Annotated in this window: 11 protein-coding genes; 6 read left to right on the top strand and 5 right to left on the bottom strand. The window is 44.4% G+C overall.

Going from position 1 to position 12,657, the window contains the following annotated elements:
- The first annotated feature begins 142 nt into the window (after positions 1-142).
- Both galK and galM read left to right on the top strand, forming a co-directional pair.
- Positions 143-1,303 (top strand): galactokinase, encoded by a 1,161-nt coding sequence (gene galK / locus A6D97_RS06270; protein ID WP_065584016.1) that lies wholly within the window; start codon positions 143-145, stop codon positions 1,301-1,303.
- Positions 1,304-1,414: 111 nt separating this feature from the next.
- Positions 1,415-2,494, top strand: coding sequence for a galactose-1-epimerase (galM, locus tag A6D97_RS06265; RefSeq protein ID WP_017063325.1), 1,080 nt, complete (start codon positions 1,415-1,417; stop codon positions 2,492-2,494).
- Between the two features lie 219 nt (positions 2,495-2,713).
- On the opposite strand, the gene A6D97_RS06260 is transcribed toward galM, so the two are convergent.
- The gene (locus tag A6D97_RS06260) at positions 2,714-3,712 is read right to left on the bottom strand and encodes a substrate-binding domain-containing protein (RefSeq protein ID WP_065584015.1); all 999 of its coding nucleotides are present in this window, start codon (positions 3,710-3,712) and stop codon (positions 2,714-2,716) included.
- A gap of 197 nt (positions 3,713-3,909) precedes the next feature.
- Between A6D97_RS06260 and A6D97_RS06255 the strand changes: the two genes are divergently transcribed.
- The gene (locus A6D97_RS06255; protein WP_065584014.1) at positions 3,910-4,242 is read left to right on the top strand and encodes a tRNA-binding protein; all 333 of its coding nucleotides are present in this window, start codon (positions 3,910-3,912) and stop codon (positions 4,240-4,242) included.
- A 46-nt stretch (positions 4,243-4,288) separates the two neighbouring features.
- Here the strand turns inward: A6D97_RS06255 and A6D97_RS06250 are convergent, their stop codons facing one another.
- Positions 4,289-4,843, bottom strand: coding sequence for a gamma-glutamylcyclotransferase family protein (locus A6D97_RS06250; RefSeq protein ID WP_017060795.1), 555 nt, complete (start codon positions 4,841-4,843; stop codon positions 4,289-4,291).
- Between the two features lie 288 nt (positions 4,844-5,131).
- Here A6D97_RS06250 and A6D97_RS06245 point away from each other — a divergent pair, with 288 nt between their 5' ends.
- Positions 5,132-6,316: an NnrS family protein gene (locus A6D97_RS06245; RefSeq protein WP_065584013.1), complete on the top strand. Its 1,185-nt coding sequence runs from the start codon at positions 5,132-5,134 to the stop codon at positions 6,314-6,316.
- 67 nt (positions 6,317-6,383) lie between these two features.
- Here the strand turns inward: A6D97_RS06245 and A6D97_RS06240 are convergent, their stop codons facing one another.
- Complete coding sequence (locus A6D97_RS06240; RefSeq protein ID WP_065584012.1) at positions 6,384-7,391, bottom strand: adenosine deaminase; 1,008 nt, start codon at positions 7,389-7,391, stop codon at positions 6,384-6,386.
- Between the two features lie 355 nt (positions 7,392-7,746).
- Between A6D97_RS06240 and A6D97_RS06235 the strand changes: the two genes are divergently transcribed.
- On the top strand, positions 7,747-8,064 hold the full coding sequence (locus tag A6D97_RS06235) for a DUF3622 domain-containing protein (protein WP_017069509.1): 318 nt from the start codon (positions 7,747-7,749) through the stop codon (positions 8,062-8,064).
- A gap of 202 nt (positions 8,065-8,266) precedes the next feature.
- Here A6D97_RS06235 and A6D97_RS06230 read toward each other — a convergent pair whose 3' ends face one another.
- Positions 8,267-9,313 (bottom strand): succinylglutamate desuccinylase/aspartoacylase family protein, encoded by a 1,047-nt coding sequence (locus A6D97_RS06230; protein WP_065584011.1) that lies wholly within the window; start codon positions 9,311-9,313, stop codon positions 8,267-8,269.
- A 271-nt stretch (positions 9,314-9,584) separates the two neighbouring features.
- Between A6D97_RS06230 and A6D97_RS06225 the strand changes: the two genes are divergently transcribed.
- On the top strand, positions 9,585-10,124 hold the full coding sequence (locus A6D97_RS06225) for a DUF3332 family protein (protein ID WP_065584010.1): 540 nt from the start codon (positions 9,585-9,587) through the stop codon (positions 10,122-10,124).
- Between the two features lie 138 nt (positions 10,125-10,262).
- On the opposite strand, the gene A6D97_RS06220 is transcribed toward A6D97_RS06225, so the two are convergent.
- A complete protein-coding gene (locus A6D97_RS06220; RefSeq protein ID WP_065584009.1) occupies positions 10,263-11,735 on the bottom strand; it encodes an aminoacyl-histidine dipeptidase in 1,473 nt (490 codons plus the stop codon).
- Positions 11,736-12,657: the final 922 nt, after the last annotated feature.

Here is a 12,657-nt window from a genome sequence, read left to right as displayed (position 1 = left end):
TATAGAAGTATAGAAGTTTAGTCGCTGATGTTGTCATTCCCTACCGTGAGAGACGAACGATATAGGGAATCTAAAAGAATTAAAGTGGTGCCGTGAAGGGCCATAACCAATTGAACAAAGAGTTTAACCAGAGAGTTTACTTATGTCTGACCTAATCCAAAACGTGAAAGCATCTTTTGAGCAAGTCCTTGGTTACCAAGCGACCCATATTATCCAAGCGCCAGGTCGTGTGAACCTGATCGGCGAGCACACCGACTACAACGATGGTTTTGTTCTACCGTGTGCCATTAACTATCAAACGGTAGTGGCAGCGGCTAAACGTGACGACAACATGGTACGTGTAGTATCAGTGGACTACGGTAATGCAGTCGATGAGTTCGATTTAACTCAAGAGATCACCTTCCAACAAGACAAAATGTGGGCGAACTACATTCGTGGTGTGGTGAAGTGCTTAAAAGGTCGCGGCTTTGAATTTACAGGTGCAGACATATCTGTAACGGGTAACGTACCTCAAGGTGCAGGTTTAAGTTCTTCTGCGGCACTTGAAGTGGTGATTGGTCAGACATTTAAGGTGCTTTACAACTTAGAGATCACTCAAGCGGAAGTAGCATTGAACGGCCAGCAAGCAGAGAACGAGTTCGTTGGCTGTAACTGCGGCATTATGGATCAAATGATCTCGGCGGAAGGTCAAGCGAATCACGCGATGCTTTTGGATTGCCGTAGCCTAGAAACTCAAGCGGTTTCAATGCCAGAAGATATGGCAGTGGTTATCATTAACTCAAACAAGAAACGCGGCTTAGTCGACAGCGAATACAACACACGTCGTGAACAGTGTGAAGAAGCGGCGCGCATCTTTGGTGTTCCGGCACTTCGTGATGTGACCATTGAACAATTCAAAGCGAAAGAGTCTGAATTGGATGAAATGGTCGCGAAACGTGCTCGTCACGTGATTACTGAAAATGACCGTACTGTTGAAGCGGCTCAAGCTCTACGCACTCATGATATGAAGCGTATGGGCGAGTTGATGGCTGAATCGCATGCATCAATGCGTGATGATTTTGAAATCACGGTGAAAGAGATTGATGCGCTGGTTGATATGGTCAAAGAAGTGATCGGTGAACAAGGTGGCGTGCGTATGACTGGCGGTGGTTTCGGTGGTTGTATTGTGGCATTGGTTCCACCTGCATTGGTTGATGAAATCAAAACAACCGTTGAACAGAAATATCAAGCGGCGACGGGGCTAAAAGAATCTATTTATGTGTGCCAAGCGAAAGACGGAGCAGGCTTAGTTGAAGTAATCTAACGGCTTCGAGACTTAATATAGAGCTTACCAAGTAAAAAGATCATGGTAGGCCAAATGCTAAAGCCTTTACTTCAGGTAGAGGCTTTTTACTGGCACTAGAAGGAATTTAGAATGACACAAGAGCAAAACCTGCATCAATCCATGGCGCAGACTCCAGCCTATGATGGCCAACCCGCTCAGTTAGTGACGCTATCAAATACGCATGGCATTCAAGTGACATTCATGGATATTGGTGCAACATGGTTGAGCTGTATCCTGCCAGTAAAGGGAAACAAAAGAGAAGTGTTGTTGGGTGTTAACTCAATGGAGAACTTCGATAAACAAGCCAGCTATATGGGCACAACCGTTGGCCGTTATGCTAACCGCATTGCTAATGGTCGTTTCAAAATTGATGGTCAGAATTACAAGCTGGAAACCAACCAAGCGGGCAATACCTTACATGGTGGCCCGAACGGATTTGATAAACGCCGTTGGAATATTGCCGAGCAAACCGAAACGTCAGTGGTGTTCAGTCTAGAGTCTGCTGATGGCGACCAAGGATTCCCGGGGAATTTGAATGTGTCGGTACGTTATGACATCACCGAAGACAATCGAGTGTCCATTAATTACTCTGCAACCACAGACAAGCCGACTGTAGTCAACCTAACGAATCATGCGTACTTCAATCTACTTGGCGCTGAAGCTGGACACGATTGTTTGTCACACATTGTCAGTATCAATGCTAATCAGTTCTTACCGACCAATTCGGTGGGTATTCCGTTAGGTAACCTTAAATCAGTGAAATCGACCAGCTTTGACTTCAATCAGCCTATGATGATCTCAGAGCGTTTGTTGGGCGATGAACAGCAGAAAGCAGCAAAGGGTTACGACCACTCTTTCTTATTGGCTGATGGCTGCAAACGCACTCAATGCGCCGCGACCGTAACCTCACCGGATGCGCTCGTCACACTAAAAGTATTTTCAACCAAACCTGCGATGCAGCTATACACCGGAAACTGGCTTGGTGGCACACCAAACCGAAGTGGTGGCAGCTATGAAGACTACGCTGGTTTGGCGCTAGAAACCCAGTTCTTACCTGACTCTCCTAACCACCCAGAGTGGAAGCAGGACAGTTGTATTCTCAAGCCTGAACAAGAATATAACTACAGTACCTGTTACCAGTTTGAATTTTCGGGGGATTCTTCAAACTAGTACGCTCTAGCTCAAAGCGGTTACGTCAATATCTTTTGTTTGTGAATAGGACGATGTGAATTATCGCGTTGTTCTTGGGGGATGAGCAAAAGTGGCGCTCAACAAGAGTGCGGTTTATTAAGCGCGATTGTTGAGTATCTGAGTAAGGTAGGAAAGCCCTAACAGAAGCGATTCTGTTAGGGCTTTTTTTTGTTTATTGCTTGATGAGTCGACCAGAACCTAGACTTTCTCTACCGAATTACGGCGTACCAGAGTTGGAGAGAACATCATTGGTTCAGTTGAGGTGTTTTCACCTTTGGCTAAGTGCAACGCGAGTCGTGTCGCTTTCTCTGCCATCATCTGAATCGGGTAGCGAATAGTGGTGAGCTTTGGATTAACATAGCGGGCAATCAAACCATCATCGAAACCGATGATCGACATTTTGTCCGGCGCTTGAATACCGTTTTCATCAAGGACAGACAAAGCACCTGCTGCCATGTAATCGTTGTACGCCACAATGCCAGTGATTGGCAGTGATTTAGTCAGAAGGTTAGTCATGGCGTATTCGCCACCGTCACTGGTCGGCGCTGAGTATTCAATATAGCTGTCAGAGAGCGCTATTTTGTAATCTGAGAGTGCCGCTAAGTAACCTTGGATACGCTCATCGGCATCTTCAATGCTATGCGATGAGGCGATACAGGCAATGTTCTTATGGCCATGGCGGATCAGATATTCCGTCGCAAGATACGCACCTTTTTTGTTGTCTAAGAAAATACAGCGGTTGGCAATCTCAGCAATATAACGGTTGATCAGTACTAAGCCTTTGACCTCTTTTGCATAGGCAATCAGTTCTTCGTCGGTGAGGCCTTTAGAGTGGATCACCAGGGCGTCACAACGGCTGTTAATCAGCAATTCAATCGCTTGTCTCTCTTCTTCACGAACGTGCGAGCCATTACCGACAAGGATATGTTTTCCGTTCTCACGAGCGACATTGTCGACAGCCTTAACCAGCGTGCCAAAAAAGGGATCGGAGATGTCACCGACCAATACACCAACAGTGTTCGTGCTTTGGCTTACCAGCGCTCGAGCATTGGCATTCGGTCGATAGCCGAGTTTAGACATCGCTTTCGTTACAGACTCTACCGAGCTTGCACTCGCCTTGGGAGACTTGTTGATCACTCGAGATACGGTTGCAACAGAAACACCAGCTTCCTTTGCTACATCTTTAATTGTTGCCATTTTTAACCTCTATACATTGCTTCATCTATTTAACACCGACAATGATAGTAAGGCAACGAAACTCTCATTTTACTTCCAGTAATGAGATCTTTACCGCTTGTAATTATTAGGCTTAATGCTAGTGTAAACATTTACATTTTACTCAATTTTAGTAAATGATTTAATGAGTAAAAATAAACCAATATAGGAAGTGAGAAATGGATACTGTCTCTTATGGTGACTTTGCTAAGTTAGAAATGCGTGTAGGTAAGATCATTGAGATTGTGCGTCATGAAAACGCCGACAAGCTTTACATAGTGCAAGTGGATGTTGGTGACAAGACACTGCAAACGGTGACCAGCCTAGTCCCTTACTACACAGAAGAAGAGTTGATGGGTAAGCAGGTTGTTGTTTTGTGCAATCTAGCGAAGGCGAAGATGAGAGGCCACACTTCTGAGTGCATGTTGCTTTGTGCAGAAACGGAAGATGAATCTGAAAGTGTATTGCTAACACCTGAACGTGCGATGCCAGCAGGTATTCGTGTCGTTTAAGCTCACTTTAGGTTGGTGAGTCAATGTGTTCACCAACCTAAATCAACTAGCTGCGTACAGTTAGTATCAAGCCATCAATCACACTGTGATGGTGATCGGAAACCCCAGCAAGGTTGCCGTATTTAGGCTGGTGGCGATCATTTTCTAATGGGTGATGCCAACCTTGTGTGTGTTTAACGAAGTGCGCCGCAAAGCTTTCAGACACCTCTAAACATCCTGCTAATACAGTATCGACGTAGGTTTGAACGATAGGGCTGTTTTCGCAAGGTGCTTCAATCTCGTCTTTGATGTAAACCCAGATCGGTTGATCCTGTTTGAATTCATCTTGGCTTTCTATCTGAGAGGCCTTTAATTCGATACGGTGATAACCACGCTCACGGCGATCAAACTCAGCCAGTGCAATATCATCCACCTCAAGCAACACACCATTCACTTGTCCCTCGCCGAGATTGACGATCAAAGGTGATAACACATAGCTGTCATCGATCTTGCTCCAATGGCGAATTAAGCCATGAACAATCGCAGGGATCGCTTGCCCTGTCTGACCGGTAAGCTGGCGTGAAGATGAGTTGATTAAACTGCCATAACCAAAAATATACATCGCATTCCTTGTCTGAGTTGTTCCATTTAAGTCTAGTCTTACTATATGTGGCGAGATACCAAAAGTCAGTAAGTTTCTATTTATACATCTATATGTCTTTATGACTCTTTTTGTTGTGTTTTTTTGACTTGTTTATTGGCTAGTGAATCTCGTGAGTCGCTGTTTTTACTGGTTTTATCTAATTGGCGCGTTTCATGCAGTGTTATCTGCATATTGCATCGGATTTGATGCATACAAAATTTGGTTTAGGTAATACCTTGGCCGCTTATCTGAGAATTAGGAGCGAGTTTGTTAAATATCACAGATAAAAGTGTAGAAGACGCGATTCCAGCCTACCTGCGTTTAGGCTTTCGACCTTTCTTCTTTTTAGGCAGTCTCTATGCCGTGATTGCGATTGTAGCTTGGGTCATCATGTTCCAAAACGGTCAGCCTGAAATGCTAAAAGTACCGGCGCTTTGGTGGCACGTACATGAAATGCTGTTTGGTTTCTCAATGGCGATAGTGGTCGGCTTTGTGCTCACTGCCGTGCAAACCTGGACGGGTGTCAATGGCACCAAGCACTATCGATTGGCAGCCTTGGTTGGTTTATGGATCGCACCTCGTATTCTGTTTTGGACCCCCGCACCGTTATGGCTTATCTCGTCGGTTGAGGCGCTGTTCTTAATCTTCGCCGCTTACGAAATTGGCTTCCGAGTCGTGAAGTCGAAAGGCTGGAAGAACCTGTTTTTTGTGCCGCTGTTTATATTGGCTATCGTGGCGAACTTTGCTAGTTACGCGACCATTAAGGGCATGCCTCCATTCCCATCGTCTGCAGTTTGGCAGGCTATGTTGTGGTGGTTTACCTTGCTGTTATCAGTGATGGGTGGGCGAGTGCTCCCATTCTTTACAGCGCGTCGTTTTGATTTCGAAAAAGCGCAGCCCTTGGTTTGGTTGGAATGGTTAGCCAATCTACCTTTGGTTGGCTTATTTGTGTTGAGCTTCTTCCCATTGACCTTTGCTCAAGTCGGCAATGAGTTGATGGTATTTGCAGGTGTGACACAGTTGGTGCGCTTTATCCGCTGGAAGCCTTGGACAACACTATCAGAACCCTTGGTGTGGTCGCTGCATGCGGCTTACCTATGTATCCCTCTCAGCTTGCTGTTACGCGGTTTGCTAGATAACCCGTTCGCGAGCTATAACATGCTGCACCTGTTTGCGATTGGCGGTTTGAGTGGGTTAATTCTGGCGATGATCACGCGCGTGACAATGGGACATACTGGCCGTGCTATCTATAAAGGGCCAAGTATGGCTTTGGCGTTCTCGGCTATATTTATCGCGGCACTCGTTCGTAGTTTAGGTGTGACATTCTTCCCGGCGTATTTATTTGAGATGGTCAATATCAGCGCGGGTTTATGGACGTTAGCGTTCGGTCTATTTATCTGGAAATTTGGGATGATGCTGTTAACGCCAAGAGTGGATGGTCACCCGGGCTAAGCCAATTAGTAATCTATTGATATAGATAGGGAAGCTCAGAGCTTCCCTTTTTGATCTTGATAACTCATTAAGTACTCGCAGCAAGGTATTGGCGTACCTGTGTGATGAGATCTTCCTTGGCGTGAGGCGAGATAAAACTGGCTTCGATGGCATTAATACTGAACTGCGCCAATTCGTTTTTGGTCACTGGGTGAGCATTGGCGACGGCGAGGAAGTTATCATTCATATAGCCGCCGAAGTAAGCCGGATCATCGGAATTGATGGTGACGCACAGCCCTTTTCTCAGCAACTCGACGATGTTGTGCTCTTGCATGGTCTCAAACACCTTGAGCTTGGTATTCGACAGCGGGCAGACTGTTAGAGGTGTGCGTTTTGCTATTAGCTGTTCCATCAGATCCTCATCTTCTACACAGCGAACGCCATGATCAATTCGGGTAATGCCTAACAAGCTCACTGCGTCGATAATATTTTGTGCTGGGCCTTCTTCTCCGGCGTGCGCGACAGTCAGAAAGCCTTGGTTGATCGCTTCTTGGAATACATGTTTAAACTTCTCTGGCGGATTGCCCTGTTCTGATGAATCTAACCCAACGGCAATGATCTTATCTTTATAAGGAAGGGCTTGTTTGAGTGTTTCAAAAGCGCTGTCTTCATCGAGATGACGCAGAAAGCACATGATCAGTTGGCTGCTGATACCAAGCTCTTGCTCCACTTGATTCAAAGCTCGAGTAATTCCGCCAACGATGACTTCAAAGTCAATGCCGCGTTCAGTGTGAGTCTGAGGGTCGAAGAAGATCTCAGTATGAACCACATTATCTTGCTGACACTTCAACAGATAAGCCCACGTCAGGTCGTAGAAATCTTGTTCATGAATCAGTACGTTTGCACCTTGGTAATAGATATCGAGAAAGGATTGAAGATTGTGGAACTGGTACGCGTCTCGAACTTGGTCTGGGGTCTCAAAGGGAATCGACAGGTTATTACGCTTGGCGAGTTGGAACATCAGCTCTGGCTCTAATGTGCCTTCTATATGTAAGTGCAGCTCAACTTTAGGTAAATTTTTGATGAAGCTATCCATAGCAACTCCTTAGCTATTTTAATTATGAGCGGAGTAGGTGAGACAGTAGAGTCTATAAACCTGAGCAAGCAGGTATCTCTTTCATTTATCTCTGTTTGAGCATAGTTCATTTCATTGTTGTCGATAAAATAGGACAGAAGGTTGATGGTGAACCGAGAGTTATGAACCTATTGAAATCAGTCGCAAACGATTTGCAGCATTGGAGTGTGATCCGCTGCAAATATTTGCAGCAATATTCATTGATTTGTGCTCTAATACCGCGCTTACCAAGGGATGGTGTTAAAAGATGCTCACTTAGATGGAGTTATCAAAGTTGACCGATCCCTTAATGATCTCCCTTAGGAAAAAATAGAACATGTCTAAGAACAAAAAATTTGATATCCGCCTTACAGAAAAACGCAACGGTTGGTGTGCAGAGATTACTCGTCAAGTAACGTCTCGCAGCACTACAGTATCTAAGCGTGAGTCTGGTTTCGAAACTGAAGCTCTAGCACAAGAGTGGGCAGAGAAAGAGCTAGCATCTTTCATCGCTAACCAAGCTGAACGTAACGAGCGTAAATCAGAGCAGCGTAAAGAGCGTGACGAACTACGTCACACTAAAGAGCTTAAAGCTGAGCAAGCACGTGAAGCGCGCGCTAAAGCTCGTGCAGAAGAGCAACAAGACGCTGAATAATTCAGTGCATGACTAATTTATAGATCCCTTAATTTTAAGATAAGGGATTTGTGAAAAAAAAGCCCCGATACAACTTTTTTCTTTATAGTTAAAAGTGTATTGGGGCTTTTTAGTTTGTGGAGTTCTGTTTTATTGTGTTTAAGAGCTCGGTTTGGCTTCTCGCTTTTAACGTCGAGCTCTTAAACTGTTAAGCATTGTCTGATCAGTTATTCAGTGCAGTTAGCCAATCGTCTTCTGCCACTTCTTCAATGTAGCTTTCTACTGATTGTCCTACTTCTTCATCGTCTTGCTTGAAGTAAGCGATGTGGAACACAGCATCACCTTCGTTGACCAAAGGCAGAGTTTGCTGACCAATCACGATACCGCCTTTGGTTGTGATCACTTGGCCTTCTTGGTGACCCAATGGAGAGCTGATGTAAGCAAGGGTTTGTCCTGCTTCAACCTGTTCGCCAAGTCTTACCATGTTACGCAAAATACCGTCTGATTCAGCGCGGATCCAGCTGGTGGATTTACTCAATACTGGCTCTGGTAACTTCTTACGGTTAGGGCGCAGCATGCCGATTTCTTTCATCACTTGATGCACGCCAAGGTAACCCGCACGAATCGCGAGGTGATCAAAACGCAGCGCTTCACCACCTTCGTAAGTTAATACAGGAATACCCAGTTTTTCCGCTTCGCTACGCAGTGAACCGTCGCGCAGTGGAGAATCAATAATCACGGGTGTTGCGAACGCTTTTGCGATGCGCAGTGTCTCAGGGTTCGATAGGTTTGCACGAATCTGTGGCAGATTGGTACGGTGAATCGCGCCCGTGTGTAGATCCAGAATGTAATCACAGTGCTTTGCTACGTTTTCGAAGAAGGTGTAAGCGATGCGTGATGTCAATGAGCCTTTCTCACTACCTGGGAAGCAACGGTTTAGGTCGCGACGGTCTGGTAAGTAACGAGATTTATGAATGAAGCCAAATACGTTTACGATCGGCACAACAATTAATGTACCTTTCAGTTTATTAGGTTCTATTGCGTTAGTTAACTGTCGTGCAATCTCAACACCGTTTAGCTCATCACCGTGAATAGCAGCGTTTACCATTAGTGTTGGGCCTGCTTGGCGACCGTGGATGATCTCAATCGGGATCGAAAGTGGAGAGTGCGTGTAAAGCTGAGCTGCCTGTAGTTCAATCTCTTTTCGTTGTCCTGGCTGAACAGTATAACCAAGTAATTCGAATGGTTGATTAGGTTTTAGTCTTGCCATTTAGGTTGTTCTCAACATGGTGATAATTCGTTAACACGGAATGTAGCAATCGTTGATTTTTAGTACGAATCAATCGCTTTACGGTGACGACAAAAGTTTTTTATGAAGGGGCTTCTGAATTGGTTTCAGTTTTTTATCTGGCTAATTGAAGGGTGTTTAAAATTTTGAATTTTCTGACAATACATTAACTTAGAGCTGATATTTGTCATTCAGTTCGTTGGTATTATCCACCGCCATTTTTTGGCGGCCAAATTCAAATATTGAGATCAAAATGAAAAAAACAATTTCAAAAGTCGTTGCACTAGCGGTGGTATCTGTTGCTTTATCTGGCTGTGTTGGTAGCAACGCAGTAACGGGTTACCTAATGAAGTTCAACATCAAGGCTGTTGATAACCGTTACGCTCGTGGTGGTTTGAACATGCTACTTGCACCTGCATACGGTCTAACAGTTGCTGCCGATTACCTAGTATTCAACTCACTAGAGTTCTGGACTGGTAGCAACCCACTAACTGGTTCTCCGCACATCTTTGATACAAAGACTGATACTTACCTAGACATCAACCACCAACTTGATCCGTCTCTAACGGAAGCGCCAGTGGGTCCTATCACGAGTGCAGATGTGATCGAAAAAGGTCAAATGCAGCAGATTGATGAAAACACGATCCAAATGGACATTACTTACCAGTCTGGTGAGCGTGCGACGTTAATCGGTGTTCGTGATGGCGAGATGGTGACGTACTTCATCGATGGCGAAGTTGTGGCACAAACTTCAATTGATGAGCTAGAAAGCTACGCGGCTTCACGCGCTTAATTGTTTATTTAGTCACAAGTAGTAGCTACAAAGATTAGATACAAAAACAGGTACTCATTGAGTACCTGTTTTATTTTGTCTCAGATAAACGGTGTTTACTGTAAAACACCATTTACTGAACAAACATAGCTTATCGAATTAAGCTTTTTCTGGGATCGCTTCAAGCAATGCAACCATTTGGTTCCAGAATAGCTCAACGGTGTCGATCTTCACTTTCTCATCAGGAGAGTGCGGAAACTTGATGGTTGGGCCGAAAGAAACCATATCCATGTTCGGGTAAGGTTCTTTGAATAGACCACACTCAAGACCAGCATGGATAACCATGATGTTTGGCTTGTGACCGTAGATACCTTCGTACATGTCACGGAAGATATGCATGATTTCTGAATCTGCGTCTGGTTTCCAACCTGGGTAAGCACCAGAGAACGCGATGTTAGCGCCTGCTAGTTCAGCAACAGAGTGAAGCATGCTTTCTACTTGGCTACGACCTGAATCGATAAGAGAGCGGATCAGGCAAAGTACTGTGATTGAGTTCTCTTCTGTTGTGATAACACCTACGTTTAGAGACGTTTCCACAACACCTTCAATCTCGTCACTCATACGAATCACGCCGTTTGGACATGCGTTAAGTGCCGCGATAAAGCGAGCTTGGTCTGCTGACGCAAGTGCGCCCATTTCTACAGAAGCTTCTTCATTGAAAGTCACGATGCTGTCTTCTACTTTACCTAGCTCTGTTGAAAGCAGCTCAGTGTAGTAGTTGTATAGTGAAGCCAGTTTTTCTTGGTTTGCCGCAGGAACAGCAACCGTTACGAAACCTTCACGAGGGATCGCGTTACGAAGGCTACCACCTTTGAATTCGACGATGCGAAGGTCTAGCTCTTTTGCGTGACCCGCTAGGAAGCGAGCAAGCAGTTTGTTTGCGTTTGCACGACCTGTGTGGATGTCACAACCAGAGTGACCGCCTTTTAGGCCTTTTAGCGTTAGCTTACGTGTTACGAAGTCAGCTGGAATCGCATTACGAGCAACTTCAAATGTCATTGCGCCGTCGATACCGCCAGCACAACCCATGTACACTTCGCCTTCTTGCTCTGAATCGGTGTTAAGAAGGATATCGCCTTCTAACCAACCCGCTTCAAGACCGAAAGCACCAGTCATGCCTGCTTCTTCATCTACTGTTAGTAGAACTTCGATAGGGCCGTGCTGGATTTCGTTTGAAGCAAGAACCGCTAGGCAAGAAGCCATGCCCATGCCGTTATCAGCGCCAAGCGTTGTCCCTTTTGCTGTAACCCACTCACCATCGATGTATGGTTGGATTGGATCTTTAGCGAAGTCATGAACGGTGTCTTCGTTCTTTTGTGGAACCATATCGATGTGAGCTTGTAGCACCACACCTTTTTTGTTTTCCATACCCGGCGTTGCTGGCTTCTTGATGAATACGTTGCCCGTTGGGTCACGACGTACATCTAGGCCTTGCTCTGTTGCCCAAGCAATAATGTATTGAGCAAGCTCTTGTTCATGCTTTGAAGGGTGTGGGATTGAGCAAATCTTATCGAAGAACTGCCAAATAGGGGCAGGGGATAATTTACTGATCTCAGAATGGAATTCAGACACGGATGACTCCTTTTTTATTTGATAACCATATATTTAGGGTTTTTATAGGTGAAAACTTAGAACAAAAATCTAAAATATGGGTCTGTTTTGATGGCAACAGCATACCACTAGAGTGTTTTGACGAGTAGCGGTTCTAAACCTCAAATAGCTCAAATTTTGAAAGCGATCTTGTCCATCTGATCATGATTAAGCGCTTTGATGCTTATAAATGACACGGGCAAACGTTTGTTTAATTCTTTTTTGTAATTTAATTACAAGAATAAGTTTGCAAAATAACCATAAGTAGCCAAAAGTGTGACGTATAGCAAAAAATACTTGTAATCTTTTTTCTTTGGGGTATATTAATAACCAACTTCTGAGACGAAGAGTAAATGCTCAAAGGATGAGTCCGTTTTATCGCCTCCAAGGAACCGAGAAATCAAATTTGTTTTTTATTGATTTATTAAGGTGATAGTTATGAAAGGTTTACCATCTGCAATGTTCTGGCTTAACAGCTCTGTTTACACTAGCAACTTTGCATACCCTACAAGCTTTGGTTACTAATACCGTAAGCATGTAACTCGAACAGTTTTGTTCACCCCTATATATTGGAATTCTTTTACAGCCCTTTTGGTTGACAGATTCTACCGCCACTCAGTTTTGAGTGGCGTTTTTTTTGCCTGCTACTTTTCCAAACCGCTTTCGCTTGTCACTTTCCTTGCTGTTCTGCGTGGTTGTTTTTTAAACGCCGAAATATCAATTTGCGCCTTATTACTGATCCTGTTGAAAAATACATAACTATTGTGAGTTTGAATTCAGAATTTACTGGCTAGATTATCAATGAAAATAACCGATGGTAGAAAAAACAACCAACTAGTTTTAGTGAGTCTATTGTTGTTAATTGTTTGTTTTTAATGGTTATTTATCGATGGTATCTTCATTT

Origin of the sequence: Vibrio sp. ZF57 (assembly GCF_001691235.1) — a bacterium.
Classification (GTDB): Bacteria; Pseudomonadota; Gammaproteobacteria; order Enterobacterales; family Vibrionaceae; genus Vibrio; species Vibrio crassostreae_C.
Note: the sequence above shows the minus strand (reverse complement) of the source record. Positions and strands in the feature narration are given on the sequence as shown.

What these genes read in the sequence shown, in the direction of transcription:
- A6D97_RS06240 (WP_065584012.1), bottom strand. Translation starts at nt 7,391, where the DNA reads ATGGATAGCTTCATCAAAAATTTACCTAAAGTTGAGCTGCACTTACAT.
- A6D97_RS06235 (WP_017069509.1), top strand. Translation starts at nt 7,747, where the DNA reads ATGTCTAAGAACAAAAAATTTGATATCCGCCTTACAGAAAAACGCAAC.
- A6D97_RS06225 (WP_065584010.1), top strand. Translation starts at nt 9,585, where the DNA reads ATGAAAAAAACAATTTCAAAAGTCGTTGCACTAGCGGTGGTATCTGTT.
- galM (WP_017063325.1), top strand. Translation starts at nt 1,415, where the DNA reads ATGACACAAGAGCAAAACCTGCATCAATCCATGGCGCAGACTCCAGCC.
- A6D97_RS06255 (WP_065584014.1), top strand. Translation starts at nt 3,910, where the DNA reads ATGGATACTGTCTCTTATGGTGACTTTGCTAAGTTAGAAATGCGTGTA.
- A6D97_RS06260 (WP_065584015.1), bottom strand. Translation starts at nt 3,712, where the DNA reads ATGGCAACAATTAAAGATGTAGCAAAGGAAGCTGGTGTTTCTGTTGCA.
- A6D97_RS06250 (WP_017060795.1), bottom strand. Translation starts at nt 4,843, where the DNA reads ATGTATATTTTTGGTTATGGCAGTTTAATCAACTCATCTTCACGCCAG.
- A6D97_RS06230 (WP_065584011.1), bottom strand. Translation starts at nt 9,313, where the DNA reads ATGGCAAGACTAAAACCTAATCAACCATTCGAATTACTTGGTTATACT.
- galK (WP_065584016.1), top strand. Translation starts at nt 143, where the DNA reads ATGTCTGACCTAATCCAAAACGTGAAAGCATCTTTTGAGCAAGTCCTT.